Source organism: Streptomyces sp. NPDC005811 (genome assembly GCF_040630405.1).
Lineage (GTDB): Bacteria > Actinomycetota > Actinomycetes > Streptomycetales > Streptomycetaceae > Streptomyces.
The window spans coordinates 11,642-35,393 of record NZ_JBEXXK010000085.1 but is presented as its reverse complement, the minus strand read 5'-3'; the positions used below and the strand labels follow the sequence as shown (position 1 = coordinate 35,393).

The 23,752-nt window shown below is 69.2% G+C and carries 23 protein-coding genes and 3 pseudogenes; 10 read left to right on the top strand and 16 right to left on the bottom strand.

All coding sequences use genetic code 11. From position 1 onward, the window contains the following. Positions 1-389 precede the first annotated feature (389 nt). Both ABZ490_RS48915 and ABZ490_RS48910 read right to left on the bottom strand, forming a co-directional pair. A complete protein-coding gene (locus ABZ490_RS48915; protein WP_359006373.1) occupies positions 390-920 on the bottom strand; it encodes an AAA family ATPase in 531 nt (176 codons plus the stop codon). Positions 921-1,026: 106 nt separating this feature from the next. Beyond that, positions 1,027-2,253, bottom strand: a complete 1,227-nt coding sequence (locus ABZ490_RS48910) for a hypothetical protein (RefSeq protein ID WP_359006370.1) — start codon at positions 2,251-2,253, stop codon at positions 1,027-1,029. A 508-nt stretch (positions 2,254-2,761) separates the two neighbouring features. Here ABZ490_RS48910 and ABZ490_RS48905 point away from each other — a divergent pair. Next, complete coding sequence (locus ABZ490_RS48905; protein ID WP_359006367.1) at positions 2,762-3,211, top strand: hypothetical protein; 450 nt, start codon at positions 2,762-2,764, stop codon at positions 3,209-3,211. A gap of 553 nt (positions 3,212-3,764) precedes the next feature. On the opposite strand, the gene ABZ490_RS48900 is transcribed toward ABZ490_RS48905, so the two are convergent. Next, positions 3,765-4,112, bottom strand: coding sequence for a hypothetical protein (locus ABZ490_RS48900; protein ID WP_359006364.1), 348 nt, complete (start codon positions 4,110-4,112; stop codon positions 3,765-3,767). Then, a pseudogene (gene mobF, locus ABZ490_RS48895) lies at positions 4,109-5,866 on the bottom strand (MobF family relaxase). Before mobF ends, ABZ490_RS48900 begins: the two are co-directional and overlap by 4 nt. Positions 5,867-6,085: 219 nt before the next feature. Here mobF and ABZ490_RS48890 point away from each other — a divergent pair. Then, positions 6,086-6,226 (top strand): hypothetical protein, encoded by a 141-nt coding sequence (locus tag ABZ490_RS48890; RefSeq protein WP_359006361.1) that lies wholly within the window; start codon positions 6,086-6,088, stop codon positions 6,224-6,226. 381 nt (positions 6,227-6,607) lie between these two features. On the opposite strand, the gene ABZ490_RS48885 is transcribed toward ABZ490_RS48890, so the two are convergent. Next, on the bottom strand, positions 6,608-7,003 hold the full coding sequence (locus ABZ490_RS48885; protein ID WP_359006358.1) for a hypothetical protein: 396 nt from the start codon (positions 7,001-7,003) through the stop codon (positions 6,608-6,610). Between the two features lie 171 nt (positions 7,004-7,174). Between ABZ490_RS48885 and ABZ490_RS48880 the strand changes: the two genes are divergently transcribed. Beyond that, the gene (locus ABZ490_RS48880; protein WP_359006355.1) at positions 7,175-7,624 is read left to right on the top strand and encodes a hypothetical protein; all 450 of its coding nucleotides are present in this window, start codon (positions 7,175-7,177) and stop codon (positions 7,622-7,624) included. Between the two features lie 187 nt (positions 7,625-7,811). Here ABZ490_RS48880 and ABZ490_RS48875 read toward each other — a convergent pair whose 3' ends face one another. The 4 genes from ABZ490_RS48875 to ABZ490_RS48860 all read right to left on the bottom strand — a co-directional run bounded on the left by ABZ490_RS48875 (position 7,812) and on the right by ABZ490_RS48860 (position 11,730). Beyond that, positions 7,812-8,255 (bottom strand): hypothetical protein, encoded by a 444-nt coding sequence (locus tag ABZ490_RS48875; RefSeq protein ID WP_359006352.1) that lies wholly within the window; start codon positions 8,253-8,255, stop codon positions 7,812-7,814. 6 nt (positions 8,256-8,261) lie between these two features. Beyond that, on the bottom strand, positions 8,262-8,873 hold the full coding sequence (locus ABZ490_RS48870) for a DUF6461 domain-containing protein (protein WP_359006349.1): 612 nt from the start codon (positions 8,871-8,873) through the stop codon (positions 8,262-8,264). 479 nt (positions 8,874-9,352) lie between these two features. After that, entirely contained in the window at positions 9,353-10,471 is a 1,119-nt protein-coding gene (locus ABZ490_RS48865) for a ParB/RepB/Spo0J family partition protein (protein ID WP_359006346.1), read from the bottom strand. Continuing rightward, a complete protein-coding gene (locus ABZ490_RS48860; RefSeq protein ID WP_359006343.1) occupies positions 10,468-11,730 on the bottom strand; it encodes a ParA family protein in 1,263 nt (420 codons plus the stop codon). The genes ABZ490_RS48865 and ABZ490_RS48860 overlap by 4 nt, the downstream gene beginning before the upstream one ends. A gap of 102 nt (positions 11,731-11,832) precedes the next feature. Between ABZ490_RS48860 and ABZ490_RS48855 the strand changes: the two genes are divergently transcribed. The 3 genes and pseudogenes from ABZ490_RS48855 to ABZ490_RS48845 all read left to right on the top strand — a co-directional run. Then, complete coding sequence (locus ABZ490_RS48855) at positions 11,833-12,378, top strand: pentapeptide repeat-containing protein (protein WP_359006340.1); 546 nt, start codon at positions 11,833-11,835, stop codon at positions 12,376-12,378. A 698-nt stretch (positions 12,379-13,076) separates the two neighbouring features. Further along, complete coding sequence (locus ABZ490_RS48850) at positions 13,077-13,565, top strand: Pycsar system effector family protein (protein WP_359006337.1); 489 nt, start codon at positions 13,077-13,079, stop codon at positions 13,563-13,565. Positions 13,566-13,631: 66 nt separating this feature from the next. Further along, positions 13,632-13,795 (top strand): annotated as a pseudogene (locus ABZ490_RS48845) (AAA family ATPase); the annotation flags it as partial. Between the two features lie 85 nt (positions 13,796-13,880). Here ABZ490_RS48845 and ABZ490_RS48840 read toward each other — a convergent pair. Then, positions 13,881-14,261: a hypothetical protein gene (locus tag ABZ490_RS48840; RefSeq protein WP_359006334.1), complete on the bottom strand. Its 381-nt coding sequence runs from the start codon at positions 14,259-14,261 to the stop codon at positions 13,881-13,883. A gap of 258 nt (positions 14,262-14,519) precedes the next feature. On the opposite strand from ABZ490_RS48840, the gene ABZ490_RS48835 reads away from it, so the two are divergent. After that, positions 14,520-15,062 carry a hypothetical protein gene (locus ABZ490_RS48835; RefSeq protein ID WP_359006331.1) on the top strand — a complete coding sequence of 181 codons (543 nt, stop codon included), beginning with the start codon at positions 14,520-14,522 and terminating at the stop codon, positions 15,060-15,062. A 70-nt stretch (positions 15,063-15,132) separates the two neighbouring features. Here ABZ490_RS48835 and ABZ490_RS48830 read toward each other — a convergent pair. The 6 genes and pseudogenes from ABZ490_RS48830 to ABZ490_RS48805 form a co-directional block, all read right to left on the bottom strand. Next, positions 15,133-15,893 (bottom strand): annotated as a pseudogene (locus tag ABZ490_RS48830) (phage Gp37/Gp68 family protein); the annotation flags it as partial. A 37-nt stretch (positions 15,894-15,930) separates the two neighbouring features. Next, complete coding sequence (locus ABZ490_RS48825) at positions 15,931-16,368, bottom strand: hypothetical protein (RefSeq protein ID WP_359006328.1); 438 nt, start codon at positions 16,366-16,368, stop codon at positions 15,931-15,933. 113 nt (positions 16,369-16,481) lie between these two features. Beyond that, positions 16,482-17,624 (bottom strand): DNA polymerase III subunit beta, encoded by a 1,143-nt coding sequence (gene dnaN, locus ABZ490_RS48820; protein ID WP_359006325.1) that lies wholly within the window; start codon positions 17,622-17,624, stop codon positions 16,482-16,484. A gap of 112 nt (positions 17,625-17,736) precedes the next feature. After that, positions 17,737-18,504, bottom strand: a complete 768-nt coding sequence (locus ABZ490_RS48815) for a hypothetical protein (RefSeq protein WP_359006322.1) — start codon at positions 18,502-18,504, stop codon at positions 17,737-17,739. A 1-nt stretch (position 18,505) separates the two neighbouring features. Continuing rightward, positions 18,506-19,474, bottom strand: coding sequence for a hypothetical protein (locus tag ABZ490_RS48810; protein ID WP_359006319.1), 969 nt, complete (start codon positions 19,472-19,474; stop codon positions 18,506-18,508). Beyond that, positions 19,474-19,881 carry a hypothetical protein gene (locus ABZ490_RS48805; protein WP_359006316.1) on the bottom strand — a complete coding sequence of 136 codons (408 nt, stop codon included), beginning with the start codon at positions 19,879-19,881 and terminating at the stop codon, positions 19,474-19,476. The genes ABZ490_RS48810 and ABZ490_RS48805 overlap by 1 nt, the downstream gene beginning before the upstream one ends. Before the next feature lie 96 nt (positions 19,882-19,977). Here ABZ490_RS48805 and ABZ490_RS48800 point away from each other — a divergent pair, with 96 nt between their 5' ends. The 3 genes from ABZ490_RS48800 to ABZ490_RS48790 are packed head-to-tail and all read left to right on the top strand — an operon-like array spanning position 19,978 to position 23,727. Continuing rightward, positions 19,978-21,057, top strand: a complete 1,080-nt coding sequence (locus ABZ490_RS48800) for a tyrosine-type recombinase/integrase (protein ID WP_359006312.1) — start codon at positions 19,978-19,980, stop codon at positions 21,055-21,057. Next, positions 21,054-23,348, top strand: coding sequence for a tyrosine-type recombinase/integrase (locus ABZ490_RS48795; RefSeq protein ID WP_359006309.1), 2,295 nt, complete (start codon positions 21,054-21,056; stop codon positions 23,346-23,348). Before ABZ490_RS48800 ends, ABZ490_RS48795 begins: the two co-directional genes overlap by 4 nt. Further along, positions 23,335-23,727 (top strand): DUF6262 family protein, encoded by a 393-nt coding sequence (locus ABZ490_RS48790; RefSeq protein WP_359006306.1) that lies wholly within the window; start codon positions 23,335-23,337, stop codon positions 23,725-23,727. The genes ABZ490_RS48795 and ABZ490_RS48790 overlap by 14 nt, the downstream gene beginning before the upstream one ends. Positions 23,728-23,752 lie beyond the last annotated feature (25 nt).

Here is a 23,752-nt window from a genome sequence, read left to right as displayed (position 1 = left end):
CACGATCCAGGGCCGCGACTGACGTTTCCCCACGGCCAGACCAACGACCACCCAAGCCGAAAGTCACATGATCAACGACTTCTGTTAGGACCTCTAAGCCCGACTGCGGTCTCTCGACTCGGCTGAGCGTAGGCTCTGCGATGGCAGCGGGGAAGGGTGCCGCACCTAAGGCCTCGCCTTTGCGGCCGAGTTGGGTCGATCTAGGGCGCGGTACTGACCTTGCAACCCGCCCGTTTGCCCGACCCGCCCGCCGCACCCGCCTTGGGTGTCTCCACGCAACGGCGCCCCACGTGCCTTGGCCCGTGGCCAGCCGCCAGTTCGATCCCACGGCCGCAACAAAGAGCTGGAGCGCCTCATCCATGCGTGCCAGCCACAAATTCCCCCCGCGCCTATCGGGTCAGACAGATCGCCCGAGCCTCCGCCAGGAGACGAAAGTGGACCGCCGGCGCTTCCTCAGCAACGGCTTCGCCGCCTCGGCCTTCACCACCCCCATCACCCAGTGGCTCACCCAGGCCGCGGACACGGCCACAGCGCAGCAGGGGGGGCCGACGCGTCGGCTGCAGCGACCTGACCGAGCTGTGGAGCGCCGCCGACGAAGCCCGCCTGTGGGACTCCCGGTTCGGCGGCGGCAACTGGAAGACCAGCTCCGTCACCGCCGCCGCCAGTGCCCGCTCACCGACCGGTTCGGTGCCGGTGTCTTTGTCGGTGAGGCGCTGGTGGCTGTCATAGGAGACGACCACGGCGCCGGTCGCCGCAGCGAGCCGTGCGGCGAGGGTGGACTTGCCCGACCCGCTGGCGCCCATCAGCAGCACACAGCGGCCCGGCCCCATCTCGCGGACCACGGCGGCCAGTTCCTGGGAGAGGATGCTCGTGCCCCGCAGCTTCGCGTAGTCGTGTAGCGCTTGTGTCGCATGGTCCATCCCGGCCTGCTGCCTGCCGGCCGACTACGTAGAGGAAATCTCCAAGCCCGTCCTGCGGGGCTGGCCGTGGTGGGGGATCCAGTCCGTCGGTCCGGGCCCGCCAGCGTCAGGGCCGCCGACGGAACAGACCACGGAGTCCCCCGGGTTCCGGAACGTCGTCAGGGTCCGGCTCCGCCTGTGCGGCCGCGGCCGCGCGGGCGACGGCGGCTGCTTCGACGGCGGCCTGCTTGCGAGCGACGTCGTCGGCGTGGCAGGGACCGCACACCGACGTGTCCCCGGCCCGTACGGCGGTCCGGTGCATGGTGATCTCCTCCCAGCGTTCGTCGGAGAACTTCCGCCCGCACCGCGTGCACACCGGGCGCTCCGCCTCCCGCTGCGCGGCACGGCGCTCCTTGTCCTCCGCGTCGGCGCGGGCCTCCTGGGCGCGATAGAGGGCGTGGCCGTCGGGGTTGTCGAGCGCGTCCGTAAGCGTCTGCTCACTGTCTCGTCCCAGCCGCCGCCACACCGCCGCACCGGCGCCGTGCTCCTGGAGCTGCTCCAGGGTGGTGGCGACGACGGGCACCGCCTGGCGGTAGTCCCGCGCGGTGATGGCCTTCTCGTAGAGGGAGTCGTACCGGCGCGGCACCCAGTAGCGGCGGCCGGCCTCCTCCAGCACAGCGACCGCGTTGTCGACCTTCGCGGTCGTGGTGTCCGCGAACACGAACGCCACCGGCACCAGGCCCTCCCGGCCGGTCGGCGGGTAGAACCTGCGCCACAGCCGCTTCTCGTGGTCGACGTGCTCGATCGCGTCCGGCCGCGAGCGGACCAGGTCGACCTTGCGCTTGTCCGCGTCCTTCGGGAGCAGCCGGCCCCACTCCCAGTACTGGCGCAGCTTCTGCACCAGGTCGTGCGCGTCCTCGGTGCGGCGGTCGACCTCCACCAGGAGCACCGGCACCCCGGCCTCCGGCGCCCGCACCACCAGATCCGCCCGCTGCACGAAGCTGCTGCCGAGCCGGTGCCCGATCTCGGTCTGGAAGCCGAGCCGGTGGCCGATCCCGGCGCGGTGGAGTTCGGCGGCTGTCGAGGTAACCGCCGCGGCGTGGTCGTCGTAGCCGGTGCCGAGCAGCTCCCCGGTGACCGGGTCGTACTTCTCTTCGCGCAGTGCCGAGACCCGTATCCCCTTCGGCTCCAGCAGGTCCTTCGCCTCGCCGTGTCCACGCTTGGTCAGCACCCACACCTGCCGCTGGTCCTCCCGTACCAACTCGATCCTCACCAGATGGTGGTCCTCCAGATCCAGGAGGGTGTCGCGTACGAGCTTGTCGTGCTTGTTGTCCGGACGGGTCAGCTTCCACAACTGATCGGGCGTAGCCCGCTGGAAGATCCCCAGTGCTTGCAGGAGCTCCCGACGTCGGGGCTCGGTCGAAGTCCTCCGGTGCTGGGGACGCCTTGCTACATCTACATGAGGGTTGTCGGACCTGCGACGCCCCCCTGTCCGCCGGGCCTGACCTGCGGACTCTCCCGATCGTTGCCGACGGGGCGCGGAGGGGGTGATGGAGGGGTCCACGGAGGGGGCCTCTCCGGTCCCCTCAAGGGGCTGCTCGGGCTCGTCTGCGGTGCTCGCCACAGGGTGCTCCTGGAGGTGGGGCGGGCCTGTCCCGCCATTCACCTCATACGGGTGTGGAATTCGGGCCCCGTGTGACGCCGGTCCGGGAAAACCCCTCCACCGTGACCGCATCGTGATCAAGCCGGAGGGGGGAGAGTTCTCCCCCCTCCAGCGGCAGATTCTGTCCACAGGCGAACCGTTCGAGGCTGCTCTCGTGATGCCGTGATCGGCACGGCGTCCGCCCCTGTGAGGAGCTGTCATGCCCGAGAACACCGTCACCACGCCGCTCGCCCCGATGGAGCCGGAGGACGTCGCCGCCGCCTTCGCCTACATCCGGGCGTTGGAGGCCGACGACATCGACACAGCCGGCGCGGTCGCCAACAACACAGGCCCGGAGCTGCGCCAGTTGCTCCTGGACGTCGCCGCGCGCATCTTCATCCCCGTCACCGCCGTGGACGACTGCGACGGGGAGCCGTGCCCGCACTCCTTCCTGGCCGCGGCGCTCGGGCGACTTCTGCTGGAGGTCCTGCGCCACGGCGACGGCGCCTGCCTGGCCTTCCCGCCGGGCATCGCCCAGACCATCGTCCGCTTCACCGAGAACATCCTCACCGAGGACCACGGCGACGTCGCCGACGTCCTGCGCGAACTGGAGGCCGCAGGGATGAGGCAGGCGATGGAGGCGCACCCGGCGCACCGCACCACCGCGTAGCCGCACCTCCGGGACGGCGGTGGTGCGGTCCACCGCATCGCCGCACCGCACCGCGCCACCGCGGTGCGCTACACCGGCATCGCCGCACCGCACCGAGCGCGCGCCACGGCCGGGCGGGTTCCTTATCACACACCCCCTTGACCACGGCCTGATCGCCAGCCGAAACGGGCTGTGTCAAGGGGAATCGTCCTCGGTAGCAGACCTGGACAAGGGGGTGTAGCGGAGCTGGTCAAGGGGTCGTGCGCCTTCGGCCGCACCTGGTCAAGGGGGCGGTCGGCGGTGGGCGCACCGGTGCGGTGCGGGACATCGCGCGCGGCGCACCGGGCGCGCGCGAGAGTGCCGGGCATCGCCGGGCGCGGCGCACCGGGTGCGGTGGCGCACCATCGCGGTGCGCACCACGGTGGCGTCCATCGTCATCCGGCGCACCGGAGTGGAGTCCACTCGGTGGAGCCCCACTGAATGGAGTCCATCGGGTGGAGTCCACCCGATGTCGTGCATCGCCGCTGGATGCACAACATCGTGGGCTCCACTCGATGGACGATGCCCGGCATCGTCACCACAGCCAGGCACTGGAGTGCCGCACCCGGGACAGTGCGCGGGCATCGCGGCGCGCGGCTGCGTTGCCGATCCGGCTCTGCCGGGAGCGGGGCCGGCGCGAGTTCCCCGCGGCGAGGCGGCGCTTGACGGCGTCCTGAAGGCGCTTCCGCTGCTTGCGCACTTCCACCTTCTTCGCCGCCTTCGACTTCGGCTTCCGGGGCCGCTTCCAGATCGGCTGCCACCCCACAGGCTCATCGAGCTCGGGCTCCTGGTCCTCTTCGAGCGCGGCGGCCATCTCCGCGCGGGCGGCACGGGCACGGGCGAGAGCTTCTTCAGAGTTGGGCTGTTCTTCCGGGCTGCTCACGTGACTCCTGGACTCCGGCCCGGCGTGCGCTGGATGCCGGGCTGCTGGGTGTGCGGCGATGAGGCCGGGGCGGGCTGCGGGCGGGGGCCGTGGGCGGCCTCGCGCGCCCGCCGGCTGTCCTGGAGCGCAGCGGCCACCTGCGCGGCGGCGGCCTCCAAGGTCTGGCGCGTCTGTTCCACCGTGACCACGCCGGTCTCCGGCTCCTGGAGGCGGCCGTCCTTCCCTCCGGTGCGGAACGGCCGCGGGTGCGACCTTGAGGCGGCAGGCACCGTGACGGCGTACGGCCGGGGACGGGAGCCCAGGCGCTCCGCACGGCGTGCGGCGCGGACCCGGGCGGCCAGGGCGCCGGCGGCGAGGCGGGCCCGCTCGTACTGGGGCGCGGTGCGACGGCGGGTCAGCGGGCGGAGCACGGCCTGGTCCTCGGTGTCGCGCGGGTACAGGGCACGCAGGTCGGCAGTCATCTCCAGGCCCCGGCCGACGGGGCGGGTGTAGTCGTCGACGACCGTCTGCACGATCTGATCGTCCAGGCCGGGCTGGTGAGGTCGGCCGCGCAGGGCGTAGGCGAGGTGGCGGCGGGCTTCGGCGAGCAGGTGGTGGCGTTTGAAGGCGCCGCGCATCACGTACACCACGGCGACGGTGTCGACGGCGGCCAGGGCGACGTCGACCACCGGCCGCACCCGCGCCCACACCGCCGCGGCCGCCGCTCGCGCACGCTGCGCGAGCCGGTAGACGGTGCAGGCGCCGAACGCCCGTATCGCTGAAGCGCGCCATCGCTCGCGCAGCTCGGTCAGCGACACCATCACCGCGCGCTTCGGCGGGCGCGTCTGGTCGGCGGCCTGACAGCCCAGCGCGTAGGCGGCCTGCTCCCCCGGCGGGTGCCCCTGCCGTTCCTCGTAGTCGGCGGTGAGGACGGACAGCGCGTCCTCGATCTGCTGGCGGCGGGTGGACTGCCAGCCGATGAGCCGCTGGTCGATCCCTGCGATCTCCATGACCGGACGGCGGCCGGGCGTCACCTCGCGCGGCTCCCACGCCCACCCGAGGCGGGCGGACACCTCCTCCATGAAGTACAGGGTGTAGAGGGTGTCGGCGGCGACGATGTGGGCCATCAGCGAGTCCGCCGACAGGTTGCCTCACGTCCCCTTGTCGTCCGGCCGCCGGGCGCGGATCGACACCACCGCATGGTCGTGGAGCAGCGGCTTCGACTCGGCAGCTCTCGATTCGTAGTGCCGGAACACCGCGACGATCAGCCCGCCCCGGATCGGCTTGCGGATCTTGCCGCCGCTCTTCCAGCGGATCTGCGCGACCGAATCCTCAAACCACGCCAGCGTCTTGTCTCTGGCGATGTCCTGGCACAGCTCCAGCACCAGCCGGGTCTCGTCATCTCTGAGCGCCCACGCGATGTGTGCCGTCGACGGCGCCCGGAACACCAGGTCCATGGCCAGCCAGGGTGTGCGCTCCTTGGCCTTCTCGGTCTTCGGGGAGCGGTTGTGCTCGATGGGCCTGCCCAGCACGGTCGCCCGCCGGGCACGGGCCGGGCTCTCTCCCGCCGCCAGGAGGTCGCGCTCGATCCGGTCAGCGTCCGGGTGCCGGCCCTCCCCCAGAAGCAGCTCGGCCTGCCGCTCGGTCACCACGTCCCCGGCCGTCAGGCCGACCGCTGCCAGGCCCCGGCCCTTCCAGACGCCGGGCGGGACACCGGCTTCGTCCTGGGCGGCGCGCAGCAGCGTACCCGCGGCGCGGCGGCCGTCGCCGACCATCACGCCACGGAAGAGATAGCACCACCCGTTCCCAGGGCGAACATCCGATTTGCTGATCATCGGCCCATGGAACCGCAGCGTTGACCTGCGAAAAAGCGCGATCCCGGGTGCTTCCCGCCGGGCGGGAGGCCATCACCAGATCTTTACCGCCTCGCCCGCCAGACGGGCTGTCCGGCCAGCCCACGACGGTAAGCCACCGGCGTGAGCACAGTCCGCGGCATGAAACACGAGCCGTTCTACGGAGCCCCCTGCCTGCTGTGCCGCCAGCGCCTTCGGATCGAGTACGGCCGCACCCGGCCCTCCGCCCAACAGGACCACCCGGCCCGCGTATGGGTCACCGGGTACCGCTGCGCCATCTGAGAGGCCGCCTGGCCCCGGGAGTGGGCAGAGCTGATGCGGGACCGCTACGAGGACGCCTGACGACGTCGTGCGAATACTGCGGGACAGGAAACCAGCCCGGCCACTCAACGAGCACAGCAACTGACTGCACCGTCCATCTCACCATTGCGTGCCCCTCCCCCACGCTAGGGGAGGGGCACGCAATGGCTGGCGGTCTCGAACAGGCACACAAGTCCGCAGCGGGTCTGGCTTTACCTGCGGCAAGGCATCTCCGCCGCTCGGTCAGTCAGTCAGACGCCATAGCGGTGCCTGCGCCCGGGCCTGTTCCGGTGGCGTCTCACGGACCAGGTGGTAGAGGTTCTCGAAGTACACCTGCCAGCGGGCGGGATCCGGCAGGGTGTTCTACTCGCGCCGGGCCCGTTCCGCTCTCACCAACGGCTCCATGTGTTCCCATACCGAGATCACCGATCCGCCCAGGTAGCCGGAGACGGGATCTATGTCCACCACGCCGTGGGCCACCAGGGCGCCGAGGTTGTCGTAGTACCAGGCCAATTCACGTACCAGGTCACGTCCTTCCTCGGGCAGCCCCTCCAGGCCGAGGCCGAGGTCGCAGCCAGGCAGTTCCTCGTGCACGAACGTCCGAGCCTGAGCCAGCCGCACACTGCGATGCTCCCGGAAGAGATCCACCGCCACGGGTAGTGCATTGGCGTGCTGAGAAAGCCGCAACTGCCGCAGCGACACCACCCCAGATACCGCAAAGGCCAGCAACGACACCACCAGCGCCGCGATCTCCACCATGCACCCCCGCCATCGGCTGTTCCCTCCTCATCCGTACCCTCTGTGTGCCCCCCGTCACAACACCCCCTGGAGGGGAGAAGCGCAGTCCCGCTGTCGCCAACATTGCGCTTGGGGAGCCCAGTTGGTGTTGTGCTTTGTCCCTCTCGGACTCGGGCTGGGTAGCGTGTGGGCATGACCAGCGGCGACAGGCAGCGGCGGGACGGCTCCTCCAAGCGCGTGCGGTTGACGAGCGGGGATCACGGCGGGCCGAAGGACAAGAAGGCGAAAGGCCGGCGCAAGACCATCGCTCCTGGTGGCAAGGGCACGCGCGCTGCGGGTTTGCGTGAAGTGGAACGCTTCCGCGAATCCATCCGGGCTGCGGAACAACGGCGCGCCGCACGCCAGGCCGCGCCTGTAGCAGCGTCACCAGCCGACACCGAGCGGATCAGGCCTGCCCAGGAAGGCCACGCGAAGGCGGAGACTGCCCTGAAGACGTATCTGGCCGCCTGCCTACGGGCGGCCGAGGATCAGGATTGGGGCCTGCTCAAGGACAGTGCCCGCCAGCTCGCGGTGGCCGCTGGTCGATTGGAGGCGGAAGCCGGATCAGGCCGAGGCGCCCGCCGCGATGACACGTCCGCGTAGCCGACGGTCTTGCATGGCGAGGGCCTCGGGCCCTCGTGTTCTTGTTGTCCGCGGACAGCAAGGGTGTCCTGTCCCGGATGAGGGTGGGCAGGGTGATGCCCTGACCTGGAGGGCCTGGAGTCGCGTGGGACGGGGGTGAAGAGTCCGTCCCTGTTCAGAGAGGGCATCGTCACTTGCGGCATATACGTCACCCGCGGCGTCGAAACCGGCAACGGCGGTTTGTCGATGTGACCGTCAGCCCGAGCGCAGTGCCGTAGAACGTGATGCTGTCTTCGGGACCAGTGTGGAACCGTTTGATCACGCGCTGGACGGGCCAGATGATCGAACCGTCCGGCAGGTGGAGGGCGACGTTCGTCTCGGCAGTGGGGCCGTCGCCGTCTGCGGCCCATGTGCCGCCGAGGGCTTGCCGGACGGTCTCGCCGACGTAGGTGCCCAGGGCGAACAGTCTTGGCCCCAGGCCTGTTGCGAGGAGTCCGCCGGCCACCGCAACTCCGTGGTCGCTGTGCTCGTCCATGAACCGCTCGACGTCTCGGAGGCTTCCGGGGGTGAAGTCGGCTTGGTAGCCGCAACTGTTGAGGGCGCGTGCGATCCACTGGGCGCTCGTGTGGATGTCGTCGAGGAGGGAGGTCATCACCGCTCACCTGATCTCCGCGCTGCCGCAGACGAAGGTGGTGTCCTGTAGCAGCTCCGGTGTGATGCGCACGCCCGTCAGGTGCTCGGCGAGGGCGAATGCTGCTTCCGTGGCCAGGGGCTCTGGGGTGTCGGAGGTCTCGCCCCAAAACTGGAAGCCACTGTGGTGCATGGCTTCCAGAAGATCGTCAGGAGTTGTTCCCCATCGCTGGTCGGGGAGACCGGGCTCGAACGTCAGGCGCTTCACCTTGTCCTCGGCCCAGAGGAAGGAATCGAGGCCGTTGATGTTGACGAAGTGCGAGACCCAACGTGTTCCCGCGGATGCCGGCAGGGCCTTCTCTTCGGTGATGCCGAGATAACCGTTGGGCTCGATGAGCAGAGTCCAGTCGCCGACGGTGGTCATGGCGATGAACTGCCGAGCGTTGTCCGAACGACTCAGGAGGTCGAAGGCCGCGTCCACTGTCGCCGCCGTCCCGGTCTGGGAAGGCTCGGTCTGACCTCCAAGGCGGGCAAGTATGTCTGAAGGTGGCAGGTTGTGCACCAGTGTGAAGCAATACGCCTCCGCGAGGTCAGGGAAGCGCTCTTCGAACCACACGTAGTCGGCAGCAGTCGCAGTCATGGCCGAGATCCTTGCTCACGCCTCTGACATCGACCGGGGCCGAGCCGCCAAAACTGTCAGCGGAGCGGCGCTGGCAGCAGGACTGGGTACCCGCATCACGACGCGGTGAGGGACGAGCGCCGGCACTTGCCCACAGGCGTTCAGCGATTCGGGAAGCCTCGGTGCCAGCAGCTGCCGCCTTGGTGATTACGCCGTAATCACCTGCTGGCCACGGCGCGCGCTGCAACTGCTTCACGAGGTACGTGGTGTGTTCTACGCGGTCGCCAGCACGGGCCTCCGCCACGACCCTGACTTCCTGCGCCCCCAGCCGGCGCGGCAGCGGCAGCCACCGCGGAGCCCGGCGGGGGCGTTACGCATCGACGGCCCAAGGAGCGCTCTCAAGGGGCTTTGCGGCGGGAGCTGCGAGGGCCGGCTCCCCAGGTACGGGAAGCCGGCCCTCATGGTCGGCAGACCAGGACTCCTCTGGGGGGGGGCTGGAATCAACCGGCTGAGACAGTCTGGCTGTCCCTGTGCTTGATGAGGATGTCCAGCATCTTCGTGAACTCGTCAGGGGGCATCTTGTGGATCAGAAACTGCGCTGCCCACAGGCCGTCCTCGTATGGGAAGCGCTTGGGCTTCTGTTCCCCTGTGCCAGCCGTCGCAGCGGCCTGGGAAGGCACGGACGGCACGGCCTCCCCCGCCTCGTCGGCGGACGCCTCATCCGTGGACGTCTGTGGGAGGGCTTCAGGCTGACCTGTGCCCGCCGGTTCCTGTGCGTTCCTGCTCGGTGTGGCGGGAGCTGCCGCCTTGGTGATTACGCCGTAATCACCTGCCGGGGCAGTTCCAGGGTTGGGCTGTGCGTCCACAGCAGTCGGCTGGTTCTGCGGACCGGGCGTGCGCGGCTTCACCGGCTCCTTGCGTGCCCGCTCCGCCTTCAGCTCTTCCAGTGCTGCTTCCTGCTCTTCAGCGGGCTTGTTGGCGACTGCGCGCAGGAGCTCGATGGGGTCCTTGCCGATGCGTTCCTGCAGCTCGGGTGTGAGGTTGAGCAGGGCGAGGCGTTGTGACACCCATCCTTGGGAGCGGTGGAGGCGTTTGGCGAGTGCTCGTTGGCTTCCGTGGAGGGCAAGGAGGCGTTGGAGGGCTCGGGCTTCGTCGAGTTCTTCGAGGTCTTGCCGGTGGATGTTGGCCACGAGGGCGGACTCGAGGAGTTCTTCGGATGTGGCGCCCTCGTCGTCGCTGACCATGATCTTGACGGTGGCGAGGCCAGCTTCTCGAGCGGCGGCGAGGCGGCTGCTGCCGTCGATGACGACGTGGGTGGTGTCCGGCTCCAGGTCGGCTTCCTTGCCGGGGTTGGCCTGGACATAGGCGTCACGGTTCATGACCGTGATCGCCTGCTTCTGTCCGTGCGTCTTCAGGCTGCCGGCCAGGTCGGTGAGGTCACCGAGTGCGGAGCGCGGGTTGTCGGGGTTGACGCTGATCCGGTGGACGGGAAGCTCTGTGGGGGGTGCGATGCCCTCGGTGGGGACTCCTGTGGCTGCGGCCACGGCTTGGCGTCGTGCGCTGACGGGGCGTACTCCCCCGCCGAACCGGCCGGCACCGAGTTGATCCGCCTTGCTCACATGACCTCCCTTGCCAGGGCGCGCATGCCGACTGCCTGCTGCGACTTGGGCGCGTAGGACAGGAGGGGTTTCTTCACTCGGACAGCTTCCTTCTGTTCCTTGAGGTCCCCGATGAGTCCGACGACCCTCGGATCCTTTATGTCCACCCATCCCTGGAGCGAGGAGGTGGCGATGTAGCCGCGGCGGGAGTCGTACAGGTTGACGACGATGCCGAGGTAGTCGATGTCGACCTTGAGGTCGCCGCGCAGGTCGTCGATCTGCGAGGTGAGGAGTTCGTAGGCGTCGGCGGAGCTGTCCTCGGCCTGGACGACGATGAGGGCGCCGGACTGGCCGGGCTTCTCACCGTCGCGGCGGCGCCCGTAGTAGGCGGCGGCGTCCATGCTGAGGCCGAGGCTGGGCGGGCAGTCGACGATGATTACGTCGTAATCATCCTCGAGCGGGGCCAGGGCCCGTTCTAGCGCGGCTTCCCTGGCCCGGACTGCGGAGAGCCGCACGTCGAGCAGGAAGGCGTCGTTGCAGGCCGGCAGGAGGTGGAGCCGGCCGTCGAAGGTGTCGTCGTCGACGGAGACGATCAGGTCCCGCAGGTCTCCCTTGGGGTCGCCTGCCATGTGGTTGGTGAGGCTGTCACCGTTCATCGGCAGCGGTGCTCCGCCGAGCTGGTTGGTGAGGTGGCACTGCGGGTCGAAGTCGACGAGCAGTACGCGGAGTCCGGGTCCGGGAAGGTTCTCGATGTCGAGCGGATCGTCCTGCAGTTCCGCGTCGGCGTGCGTCTCGCTGGCGCGAAGGGCCTTGGTGAGGGCCTTGGCCACCCGGACCGGATGCAGGGCGTTCGAGTCTTCTGCCAGGGCCTCCCCCACGCCGGCGGTGATGGCGGTCTTGCCGACTCCGCCTTTCTGGTTGCAGACGACGATCCGCCGGGTGATCGAGGGGCGCTCGATGTTCGGTGCGGGGTGGGTGTCGAGCCACAACTGGACCGACTGGGCGAGGCCTTGGATGAGGGAAACCCGCCGGTCGGTGGCGATCTGGCGGAACTCCTCCCACTGCCCAGGCGGCAGGAAGGTGGAGAAGGAGTCGGCACCTGCGGTGTCGACGGTTGCGGTGGCGGAGGCCAGGCGGCACCAGTCGCCGATGCCCTGCTCGACTGCGGCCTGGATCTCGATGCCGTGTTGGGCGGTTCTGACCTTGAGGTTCTGCCGGAGCCATCCCGGCAGCTTGGAGACGACCTTCTCGCGGTCGCTGGAGGTGGCTGGCGAACTCATGCGAGACACCTTACTAACGTCCATGATCAATCACATCATCGACACGTTAGTTAGACCAAGTTGTTGCCGAGCCACGGAAGGGGCTCTGATGGCAACGCCGTAATGACGTGCCTCAATCGTCCCTCGGCGTCGGGTGATTACGCCGTAATCAGCCGACGCCGCCAGCGGTGCACGCCACGGCCTGGCCCAGGAGCTGAATGCGGCAGGAGTCGCAGCTGGCAAGCCGCCGTCCGGCGAGGTCCTCTTGCGATGGCCCGAGTGGGCGGCGAGCCCAGAGCAGCGCAACTCCGCCCGTCGCACCGACCGGCCCGGCCCCCACAACTTGGAAGACGCCACACGCCCTGCGATGCGGGCTGGTCCGCACCGCGTCACGGATACCAAGAGCGGCGCGTACTGTCGGCAATGAGCCTGCAGCAGCGGTGCCTGCGCGGCGCACACCTGCCACGCGCCAACCTGCACGCCGCGGACCTGACGAGTGCGGACCCGACGGGCGCGAGCCTGACCGGGGCTGGCCTGCGCGAGGCAGACCCGCAATCTCGTGGAGGCCCTTCTTCCTGCGGTGAGGGACGGACAGCCCATGAGTCTCTACGTAACCCAGACCCGGGACATCTGTACACCGGCCCGAGCGATTACGCCGTAATCACCTGAGGCCGCTGGGGAAGCCCGCCGCAGCGCCTGCTGCAGGTGCCCACGCAGGAACCGCAGTTGGGAGAAGCCGTCAGATTCACCGCGCACGGTGAGTCGTTCAGCCTGCCCATGTCGTGGTCCCCACAGCGTGTTCGGGGCTGGGTATCTCCATACCCGTTGGCGAGGCGGCGGATGGCGCAGCCTGTTGCCGTGCAGGTAGACCTCGGCTTATGGGGGGAACCAGGGTTGACGACGAACGGGTGGAGGCCCTGGTTGTCGCCGGAGCTGAGCTGAAACCGCTCGGGGAACGGGCACTTGGAGGCCAGCCAGCGTCATAGCCGCAGCCCGGCGTCCCGGGCTACAGGTTCTTGCAGGCAGCAGGCGGTTCTCGGAACGCGTCGACGACGGCCTGGTCCTTGGAGGAGAGGGCACCGGGGGCGCCGCCACGGCGGAACATCCGGCAGGTCATCGAGGGTCCTCCTGCTCAATGGTGGCGGCACGGGTCCGGTCGGCTGAGGTGAGCACGCGCGGCAGGTGGGCGTGGAGGTGCCTGATGGTGACCGGGACGCCTTGCTCCAGGAGGCGCGGGGCGAGCAGTTCGACCAGTGCACATGCCCTTTTCCGGACTAAGGGCACCTCGGTCTGCGACGCGCTGGTGCCCGACGGGTAGGCGTCGGCGCAAACTCTGAAGGGGCTCTCCAGCCGGTGAAGGGATGGTAGTGACGACGACGCAGCCAGACGGGAATGCGCCAGCGATGTCGGAAGAGATAGATCAGCGTCTAGACGTAGCAGTTGAGACGCTGACCGACACCCTTGGGCGATGCGACAACAAAGCAAGCGTGCTGTTGGCTCTGACAGGTGCAGGGCTAGCAGTAGTCGTTCCTGCTGCTGCAGGGGCGAATCCCCCCACGGCTGCTCTTGTGGTGGGCGGTCTTGGAACGGCAGGCTGGGCTGCAGCTATCGTGCTTCTACTTCTGACTGTCCGTCCGCATCTGAGCAACGACGATGGAGCCAGCTGGCCTCACTGGTCAAAGCTCAGGCACGACGAAATTCTTGAGCGGATGGGAGAAGACAGACGTGCCAAGCGTGTCAAGGTTCTGTCCGACATGGCGCGGACAAAGTTCACCTATCTCCGGTGGGCAGTAGATCTCATTCTTACGGGACTGGCCTTCATGATCACTGCCGCCGCGGTAGCGATCACTCACTAGCTGTTGCGGGTCGGACGTTTCTGACGGCGCCTAGTGGTGGGCAAGGTTGGTGGCGTAGTCACGGAGGTGAGCCCTAGCCCTAGTGGCCTGCCTGGGGCCGGAAAGACCACGAGAACCCGACAACTGGCCAAGGAGCACAACGCGCTGCGGCTGACGCCGGATGAGTGGATCTCCCGCTGTTCGGCGATCCGCAGCCGACCGGGAAGCGCGATGTGCTGGAAGGACGGCTGCAGATCGCCGAGCCGGAAAGATCCGCCTGCCCCGCCCCCGACGAGAGTCGGCCTCGCCTGGGGCGGGGCAGGTGATGCGGGGTGATCAGCCTAGTGACCGGGGTTCTCCTTCATCCGGTCGAGACGGTGGTGCGTCATCGGTGAAGACGGGCATGCCGAGGTCTATTAGTTGGGGGTTGACGCCCTTGTGGTAGCAGCAGGAGTCCTGGGCTTCGGCGCAGGCGGGGCAGTCTTCCCAGCTCATGTCGTCGTACGGGGCGGTTTCCGGGCCGGGGAGCTGCGGCGTGGCCGGGCCGTTGGGTGCGGGGGAGAGGTAGGTGCGGGTGAACAGGTCCTCGCGCCAGGTGGGCGGCAGCCTGGTGAGGAAGGCGGCCAGGGCCTGCGCGATGGCGGGGTAGTGGTCGTACAGCGATGCCCACAGCCGTTTGGCCTCGGTGTCGGGGTCGGTCCCCGTGTTCAGCAACACGGCGTGCGCAGTACGGGATGAGCACGGTGACGGGCTGTCCGCGTTCGAGGTAGACCCGGCCGGTCATCCCGGTCACCGGGCTGGTGCCGGGACGGCGTCGTGGTACCGGCCGTCCAGGAGGCGGCCTGCGGTCTTCTTGCCGACGCGGCGCATGCGGACCGCGTCCTTCGTGGCGGGTGCTTCCCGCTCTGTCCAGCTCCCAGGCCCCAAAGCGTCATACTCAGGGCCGGAATCCGCCGAGCTGATCAGGACGCTCCCATGACCCTCAACATGCCCATCAGCATCGCGGCCGCCGAAAATGCGGCGGACACAACAGCTGCGTGGTTCACCCTTGCTGGTGCTCTTGGAGGCGTTCTCCTCACCAGTGCCGTGGCCCTCACAACGGCGGTCCTGAACCACAGATGGCAGACGCAGGCCGCAGACGACCAAGGCCGCAAGGAGCGGGATCAACAACTGCGCCAAAACCGGCGCGAAGCCTACGCGCGCTACTGGTCCGCCTGGAACCGTTACATCCACCAGCTTCGAGAGCTTCAGCGAACTGCTCTGGAGCAACAGGGAAGTGGTGCACTGATCCCCACGGAACTCATCGAGCAGACGAAAGAGGCGGAGCTTGGCTGGCGGGACGGTGCCGACGCCCTGTTCCTGATCTGCGGACGAGACGTCTCCAACGCAGCCGAGGCACATATGGAAGCCACGGAAGCCAGGCACCATGGCGCTGAGCAAGGTGAGTGGCTGTCGGGCCGCGGAACATACCGCAGGCTGAACGACGCCATGCGCGAAGAACTCCTCGAGTTGCCCTAACCTCACCGCTACCCCATGCTCAGCGCACCGCGCAGGAACGCCACCACAGCGAGACGTTGGTGCAGAGAAGTTTGAGGAAGAAGGGCACCCCGGCCCATGCGCACTGGTCACGCAAGTGGCGGGCCCACTGCGGGTGCATGGGGCGGGCCCGGGGCCCGCTTTCTCCTCCCGCGATCACCCAGTCGATGCCGTGGAGGCTCCTCTCGCAGCATCCGCCGGCGTGGACGAAGGAGGCGGTGAGGCCGTGGCCGCGCTCGCTGCCCATGGTGATGACGGCCCGTTTGAGGTCGACGGGCCCCAGCAGGGGTTCGCAGGAGAGGAACCGCCGGGCGGCCGGGGTCTCCAGCAGGGCGGGGATCCGGATGTCGGCCCACTTCTGGTCTTCGACCGAGACGCCCAACCACACGTGGGGCAGCGGATCTCCGCCCAGCATCGCGCCGACGGCCATCCAGTCCGACTGGCAGCCGATGAGGTGCTCACGGCCCTGCTCTGCCACGAGGTGCCAGAAGGTCGGGCTGGACAGCAGCGCCTTCATCCTCCGTGCCGCTTGGTGAGGACCTGGTAGGTGTGCTGCGGGGTGAGCGCCATGACAGCCAACACCTGGGCGATGTAGTGGTCGGGGATGTCGGTGTGGAACAGGTCGGACATGCTGTCGAGGAAGACGCGGCGCGGGGTGCGCCACGTCATCGGCAGCCGCAGCCGGTCCGGCCTCAGGGTGATGTCGAAGCCGTTCTCGAAGTGGTGGCCGGCGGTGCCGCGCCACCGTTCGGCGAAGGTTTCGGCGTAGCACCCGTCGCAGCCGGGACTGACCTTGGTACAGCCGGTGACCAGGGTTCAGGTGCTGTCGGTCCACTCGATCGACGTGCTGTCAGCCACGGTCGTCCTCGCCGTCCACGGGGTGGGTGTAGCGGATGGGCTTGCCGAGGCTGCGGGCGTAGTCGATCTCGCGGCGGGTGCTCTGGCCGATGTAGCCGCCGGGGTTGACCACGAGGATGTCGTCGGCGAGGTCGATCTTCCGCAGGTGCAGGTCGTCCAGGACCTCCTTGAGGCGGTCGGCCTGGGCGGGGTCGGCCCACAGGGGGTGGGGCTGCTTGAGGTTGCAGCCGGGCGCGAGGACGATCCGGCCGGCCACAGTCTCGTACAGGGTGGCCTCTTGGAACTGCTCCCAGAACCTGGTGGATCCGCACAGCACGACGATCTTCGGGCGGCGGGCGTCCTCCTGGTCGCGTACGTGTGCGTCGGTGCCGAGGGCGGTGAGGCGGTGGACGGTCTTCCAGAATCCGCGGGCCTTCATGCGCTTCCTCATCTCCGGGATGTTGGGGTCAGACGTGCTGGGACGGATGGTGCTGCGGGGCGGCCGGAGCGGTGTCGACGGCCGCCCCGCAGGCAGAGTGGCGCCCGTGGTCCGGGCGGGGTGTTTCAGCCGCTGTTGCTGGTGAGGCGGATCGGCATGATCAGGCCCCGGAACGTGTCGGCCTGGTCGGGGGCGTGCAGCAGGACGGGCTTGGTCGGGGTGGTGAAGTTGAACTGGGTGATGGGCGCGTCGATCTGCTGGAGGGTCTTGAGCAGGAGCCCGGGGTTGAAGGCGATGGTCAGCGGGGCGCCTTCGAGGTCGGCGTGGACCTGGTCGCGGCCGCGGCCCTTGTCGTCGGTTCCGGCGCGCACGGTGATCTGGCCATCGGTGACTTCCAGGACCATCGGGTCGGCTTTGCCCAGCAGCGGCTGGATGTGCTTGATGGCGTCGATCAGGGCCTCGGTGCCGGTGGTGGCGACGGACTCGAACTCGGTGGGGAACAGAGCGGCGTACTTGGGGAGTGCGCCTTCGAGCAGGCTGCTGGTGGCCCATCGGCCGGGGACGCTGATGGCGAACTGGGAGTCGGTGATGGTGAGTTCCGCTGTGTCGGCGCCGGCGAGGATGCGGGCTGCGTCACGTATGGCGTCGGCCGGGACGAGCGTGTTGCCCGCGGCTCGGGGCCTGTTCTTGCCCTTGCCCTTGGGAGCCGGGTTGGGGGTCCAGGGCATGTCTGCGACGTGGAACGAGTACCGGTCGGTCGCGGACAGCGTGATCGTGGTGTCGCTGAGGCCGAACTGGACGCCGGTCAGGGTGGCGATGGTTTCGTCGGTGGTGGAAGCCACCGCGACCCGGGCGCCGGCCGCGGCCAGGGTGGCGCCGTCGACCGCGCCACTCGCGGCGGAGATCGTCGGCAGGGTCGGGTAGTCGTCCAGCGGCAGCGTCGGCAGGAGGATGTGCGCGGTGCCGCAGGACAGGGCGAGGTCGGTTCCGTCCAGGGCCAGCGTGGTGTGTTTGCCCTTGGGGAAGGCCTTGACGATGTCGGTGAAGACGCGGCCGGGGACCAGGAGTGTGCCGGGCTCGGACACCTCGCAGTCCTCAGCCGCGCGGGCGGAGCGGTAGTAGTCGTACCTGGCCAGGGTCAGGGTGTTGTCGTCGGCGGCTTCGAGCCGCATCCCGGCCATCACCGGCGTGGGCGGATTGCCGGGGACGGCGCGCAGCGCCCACTGGGCGGCGTCGGTGAGTTTGTCAGTGTCAATGGTGAGTTTCATCAGGGCCTTTTCGTGGTGGCTGAGGGGTGTGAAAGGGCCCGGGCGGGCCGCCTCGAGGTGAAGGCGGCCCGCCCGGGCCGGTCGATGCTGATGGGGGGCGCGGGGCGGCGGTCTACTGGTCGTTGTCGTCGATGCCGGTGATGGGGATGTCGCCGAACATGTCGTCCAGGGCGAGGGTGACCGCGAGCCGGTCCTCGGGCCGGGTCTCATCGAGGACGGCCTGGGTGAGTTCGGTGAGGTCCAGGTCGTCGAAGTAGTCGGTGAGTTCGGCGATGGCCAGCGGGTCCAGGCTGATTGCCTCCTGCGGGGGCAGGCTGGCGAGCATGGCGGATATCGCGGTGACCGCGCGGGCGAGTTCGTGGGTGGTGGCCGGGGTGATGTCGATGATGTGGCCGTGGGTGAGGTCCAGGGCGTTGTCGTCGACGGGGCCGATGACGAGGCGTATCCCTGGCTGGTCTCCGGGCTGGTGGCCCAGCGCGGTGAGGGCTTCGGCCAGGGCCTGGACTGCTGCGGGCCGGCCGCTGTGGTCTGCGGTCTCCGGTGCGTCCGGCTCAGCGTCGCCTTCTTCCGGCAGAGGGTGCTCCAGTTCCAGCGCCACATCCCACAGGACCTCAAGGGTGTCGACGTCCAGCCGGATGTGGCCGTCGGCGGTGTCGGGGAGGGTGAGGTGTCCGGTGACGCGCAGCAGGTCACCGGTCTGGCACCTGAGCACCCTGTCCGCGAGGGCCGGGTCACTGGTGGTGCACGGGATGATCGCTTCTTGTTCCTCGGTGCAGTCGTCGGGGGATGAGGTCAGCCGCCAGGCAGCCGTGCCGGGGCGGGTGCAGGACACGACGCCGCGGTCCAGGTAGCCGGTGAGGGCGAACGGTATGTGCTCCATCTCAGCCCACCTCCGCGAATTCAGCGCCGTTGTGGACGGCGTTGTAGGCGGTGATGACGTCGTTGGACAGGGCACCGCAGCCGGCAACCCGCAGCCCGTTGGCCTTGGCCCACCTGCGGATCGTCTCCCGGTCTCCGCGGGCGCGGACCGGCTCGTTCTTCGGCGCCGGTGCGACGGCCAAGGCGGGCACGGCCGGTGCGGTGGCCGTGAGGTCCTCGCCGCCCTCGGCCTGCTGGAGCTCCTCACGGGCGCGGGCGAGTTCGTCCTCCAGCGCTGCGATCTTGGCCTTGGCCTGGTCGATGACGGCGGCGTTGCCGCGTCGGCGGGCGAGTTCGGCGAGCGCGGCCCGGGCCTGGGCGGCGAGGTGCTGGCTGCGGGCGTCGTGCTGTTCGCCCCAGGCCAGCAGTTCCTCGGTCCGGTCGCAGCCCGGAGCTGTGTCAGTGCTGTCCGAGTCGTCCGGCTTGGTGGGCTCCGGGACATCGGCCGGCCCGGCTTCCTCCTCCTGCGTGGCCCCCGGCGCGTCCTCGTCTGTGCCGGGAGGCGTGGTGTCGCTGGAGGCGGGCTGGGTGTCCGTGGCGGGCCGTCCGGCGAGGGCGAGGGCTTCGGCGAGTTCGGCCTCGGACAAGTCGACGGTCTGAAGGACGGTCGCGGTGTCGGCGCCCTCTTTGAGCATCGAGACCGCCACGGCGAAGAAGGCGTTGGTCGTCGGGGTGGAGGTGGTCATGAGATCTCCCGTGGCGGGGTGGTCGGTGGGGGAGAGGACCAGCGGCAGCAGCGGCACGAGGTCGTCCTCAGCGGCCGGCAGCCCGATGGCGTCCAGGAGGTCGGCGAGGTCCTCCTTGTCGCGGGCGTTGCGCGCAACGAGGCGGGACGCAGCGGCGTTGTGGCCGGCGGTGTCTTCCGAATCCGGTTCCAGGGTGAGAGCCGAGGTGTCGAGGGCTTCGGCCCAGTCGGTGAACTTGCCGCCCATCACGCCGCCCTCGCGGCGGCGAGCCGAACGGACAGATGCGGGTTGGCGTCGGTGATCTCGCGCAGCAGCTTCGGGGTGGGCTTCCACAGGCGCTGGGAGCCGCGGGCCGGGACGGGCGTGGTCAGCCGCTGCACCCGGGCGAGCTCCCAGTGGAAGCAGCCCTCTTGCGACCACGGCGTGCACGGGCCGTCGTCGGCGTGGATGCCGGCGAGGTCAGCGATGGCGACCACCGAGCCACGCACCAACTCATGGCGGTCGTCCAGGGCCTCCCGGACGGTGTCCAGGGCCAGGGCCGGGATGTCGACCTCGGATCCGGCATGGATGAGCAGGGTGCCGCGCCACCGGGTGGTTATGAACAGCTCGCTGCGTGCCGTCTTCGACGTCTTCGTCGTTGACGTGGGCAGCACCGAGGGCCCGTTGAGGACACCCGGTGTGATCGTGTCATCGACGCAGGGCGGGGAGCTATGCGAGTTCAGCGGGTGCGGGTTCCAAACGCGGATCGGGTGTCGTACACCGTCATCGACGACGGCGGTCTGCCTGTCGAGGCGGCGGATGTGTACCTGGGCCATCTGACCGCGACGGGACGTTCGCCGTACACCGTGGAGGCGTACGCGCACGACCTGCGGGACTTCTTCGAGTGGGCCGGCCAGCGCGACGCCGACTTCCGTCGCCTGGGCCTGGAGGACCTCGCGGAGTTCTTCGCCTGGCTGCAGCGATCGCGTCCAGCGCGTCAGCCCGGTGTGTACCAGCTGCCGGGCACGCCGCCCGCGGTCAGCAACACCACGCTCGTACGCAAGCGGGCCGCGCTCGCCGGGCTCTACCGGTTCCACGCCCGCCGGGACGAGACCGTGCCAGCCCTGCTCGGGGAGCTGACCGGACCGAGGCCGATGGGCCGGTACGTGCCGATGCTCGCGCATACCCGGCGCCACGGGCCGGGGTCGGAGTCCTACAGCCCGATCCGCATCATCACCGCGTCCAAGGCGCCGGCCACGGTGACCGCCGGGGAGACCCGGCGCCTGGTCGACGCCTGCGCCAGCCTGCGGGACCGGTTCCTGCTCGTGCTGCTGTCGGAGACGGGGCTGCGGATCGGGGAGGCGCTCGGGCTGCGGCACGAGGACCTGCGGCTGCGGGCCGGGGAGGTGCGTGTCGTTCCCCGGGAGAGCAACGTCAACGCTGCCCGGGTGAAGGGGTTGAAGCCCCGCACGGTCCCGGCCGGGGTCGAGGTCTTCGACGCCTACGCCGACTACATGGAGAGTGAGTACGGCGTCCTGGACTGCGACTACGTGTTCGTGAACCTGTTCCGGCCTCCGGTGGGGGCGCCGATGACCCGCAGCGCGATCGAGGACCTGGCGGCCCGGCTGCGCAGGCGGACGGGGATCGGGCACTTCACACCGCATGTGCTGCGGCACAGCTGGGCGACCCGACTGCTGCGGGCCAAGGTTCCCATCGAGGTCGTGGCCGAGCTCTTGGGGCATGCGTCGTCGCAGGTCACGGAACAGATCTACGCGCATCTGACGGTGGAGGATCATCGGGAAGTCCTTATCTCGGCAGGGCTGCTGAGCAACGGGAGCGTGAAGGCGTGAGCACGCTGGAGCGCATCCAGCCGCAGGCCGGCCTGCTGGAGCGGCTCATGGAGGTCGTGCGGCCGGAGTTCCGGGGCGAGGAGTTCTATCCGCCGCGCGACAGCAGGGTGTTCTTTCAGGGTGAGTGCCGCATTCCGTCGTGCGAGCGGATGCTGAGCTACTCGGTCAAGCGGTTGTGCGCCGCGCACTACCAGCGGTGGGTGCAGGCGGGCCGGCCCGAGTTCGAGGCGTGGGTGCCCGGCGAGGACGCCTACCACCGGCACCACCGCGTCATCCGGGGCTGCGCGGTAACGGGCTGCCGCCGCTCGATGAACGGGTGCGCTCCGCGGATCTGCACCCGGCACACCGAGCTGTGGCAGGCGGCCGGGGCGCCGGACCTGGACACGTGGCTGGCCACCGCGCGCTACGAGGCACCGCCGCACGGCGAGCGGGACTGTGTGCTGCCCGGCTGCCCGTGGTGGACGACGGGGCCCGGTTCGGTGTTGTGCCGGCGGCACTACATCCGCTGGCGCAATAACGGCCATCCCGAGCTGCCGGACGACCAGTTGATCGAGTGGTTCGCGCGCCTGGAGCTGCGGCGCGACCCCTACATCCGGTTTCACGACCTGGGGCGCCAGGCCCGCCTGGAGGTGCAGTTCGGGCTGCAGCGCCGGGCCGACCTCGGGAACCGGCACACGGCTCCGCGCACGGTGACCCGCGCGCTGAGCTGGATCCGCGAATCGGGCGTGCGCAGCCTGATGGACTGGGACGAGACGCAGTGGCTGGAGTTCTGCCACGTCGCGCGAAAGGGCTACCAGTCGCTGTCCTACGCGTTCATCCGCGACACCCGGTTCGAGCTGCAGCGGCTGCTGATCGCCGACGATCCGTGGGCCGACCAGTTCCCTCGTGACAGCTGGGATCTGCGGCTGCTCGACCTGGCCAACGAGGACTGCTGCCGCCTGCACTTCAGCGGCATCGGCCAGCCCTGGCTGCGGGATCTGACCAAGCGCTGGGCCCGCTGGCGGCTGACCCGCGGCAGCAACCCGGCCGGCCTGACCACCAGCGTCCAGGCCATCACCCGCCTGGCCTGCCACTTCGCCGATGTCGACGGCGTCGATGCCGGACCCGGGGCGCTCAACCGAGCCCGCATCGAGACCTGGTTCGCTGCCCTGCAGGCCGAAGGGCACAGCGAGCACTTCCGCTCGCGCGCCATCAGCTGCGTCGGCGTCTTCCTGCGCGACGTCCACCGCTACGAGTGGCAACCCGACCTGGCCCGCAGCGCGCTGATCTACGACGACGCGCCCAAGCCGCGTGGGCTGAAGCCGCGGTTCATCCCCGAGCACCTCATGCGGCAGTTGGAGGCTCCCGAGGCCGTCGCGCAGTTCCCGTCCGACGACGGACGGGTGCTGCTGAAGATCCTCATGGCCTGCGGTCTGCGCACGAAGGACGCCCGCTGGCTGCCCTTCGACTGCATCGTCCGGGACGCCGAGAACAACCCCTACCTGGCCTGGCTCAACCGCAAGATCCACGACCGTCCGGCGTTCTTCCCGCTGAGCGAGGAACTCGCGGCCGAGATCGGCCGCCAGCAGCAGGCCGTCCTTGAGCGCTTTCCGCAGGGCTGCAAGTGGCTCTTCCCTGCGACGCTGAAGAACGTCGACGGCAGCAAGCCGGTCAGCGACCGCCGCCTGCGCGACCACCTGGCGATCTGGCTGGAGCGGCTCAGCCTCACCGACGAACACGGCCGCCCGGTGAAGGTGACCTTCCACCAGTTCCGGCACACCCTGGCCACACGCATGATCAACGCCGACGTTCCCCAGCCCGTGATCCAGACCCTGCTCGATCACATGTCGCCGGCCATGACCGCCGTCTACGCCAAGCTCCACGACAAGACGTTGCGGCGGCACTGGGAGAACGCCCTCAAGGTCAACCACGAGGGACAGAAGGCCGAGATCGCCGCCGATCACCCGCTCGCCGGGGCGGCCTGGGCGAAGATGAGCCTGGTCCGCGCGAAGGTGACGCTGCCCAACGGCTACTGCGGAGCCCCGGTGCAGACCGACTGCGAGTACGCCAACCCCTGCCTGGACTGCCGGTTCTTCATCACCACCGGCGACTTCCTCCAGCAGCACCGCCAGCAGCGGCAGGAGACCAGCGAACTCATCGCCCAAGCCGAGCAGTCCGGGCTCGCCCGGGTCGCGGAGAAGAACCGACGCACCCTCGGCAAGCTCGACACGATCATCGGCGCTCTCGAAGGGGCCACCGAGAACCAGATCGTCGTCGGCGGTCAGGTGGAGGACGTCGATGCCGCCAGCTGACAACACCGGCGCCTTGGCCGAGGCCACCCGGCGCCGCAGCGAACGCGCCCGCCATGACGCCGAGAAGGCCATCTCGACAGCCCGACGCAGTGGCGGCCGGACCAGCTTCGCGGCGATCGCGAAGACGGCCGGGGTGTCGCGGTCGTGGCTATACACCCAGCCCGACCTCGTCACAGCCATCCGGCAGTTGCAGAATCGCCAGCCCGCTACCGAGCGGACCGGCTCACAGCCCGCGTCGGTCGCATCCATCCAGCGCCGGCTGGAGGCCGCGCTCGCACGGATCAAGCAGCTACGAGCCGAGAACAGCGACCTCGCCCGACGACTGGAGACCGCATACGGTGAGATCCGCAGGCTCCGCAGCGAACGGCCGTTGCCCTGATGATGCGGCTTGGCGGCGACTGCCT